Raw genomic sequence first — 771 nt, forward strand, 5'->3', positions numbered from 1 at the left:
TCGGCGTCGATCGAGAAGTCGCCATAGATGCCGGCCGTACTGGCCTGCGCCACCACATGCGCTTCACCCGTGTCTGGGTCGGTGATCGTCAGCTGGCCGCCGGTGTTCAGCGCCGCCGCCGTGTCGCCTTCGGTCACGGACTTCGAGTCCGAGCTCACCGTCGCCGCATCGTTGGTGCCGGTGATGGTCACCGTCACGATCTGGCTGTCGGTGCCCCCGACATGACCGTCGTCGGCCTTGACCGTATAGGTGAGCGTCAGCGTCGCGCCTGCGGCCAGGAAGTCGAAGGCTTGCGGTGTCGAGTTGAAGGTCCAGCTCAGATTGAGGCTGTCGGTCGGATTGGCCGCAAGCGGGCCCGGCGCGACCGTCAGCATGCCGAGCAAGGTGGCATTGTCCAAACCGCCGGTGGGACCGACAGGTGACACCGAGGTTACGCTGGGGGTCACCGAGTCGGAGAGGTCTGCATCGGTCACCGTCAGGGTGCCGTTCGCCGTCAGGGGCGCATTGGTCTCGTTCAATGCCGCGGTCGCGCTGTCGGTCGTCACCAGATGGATGTCGGGCGTGTCGTTGGTGCCGGTGATAGTAATCGTCACCGTCTGCGTGTCGGTGCCGGTGTGGCCATCGTCGGCCTTGATCGTGTAGGTGAGCGTCAGCGTCTCGCCCTGGGCGAGAAAGTCGAAGGCTTGCGATGCCGAGTTGAACGACCAGTTCAAATTGTGGGTGTCGGTCGGGTTGGCTGCAAGCGAGGCCGGCGAAACCGTCAGCATGCCG

1 protein-coding gene is annotated in these 771 nt (G+C 64.9%); it reads right to left on the reverse strand.

Going from position 1 to position 771, the window contains the following annotated elements; genetic code table 11:
• Positions 1-771, reverse strand: a 771-nt coding sequence (locus tag AC1DX4_RS35055) for a VCBS domain-containing protein (RefSeq protein WP_477224683.1), incomplete at both ends; no start/stop codon positions are given.

Source organism: Mesorhizobium sp. P3_A8 (assembly GCF_056402995.1).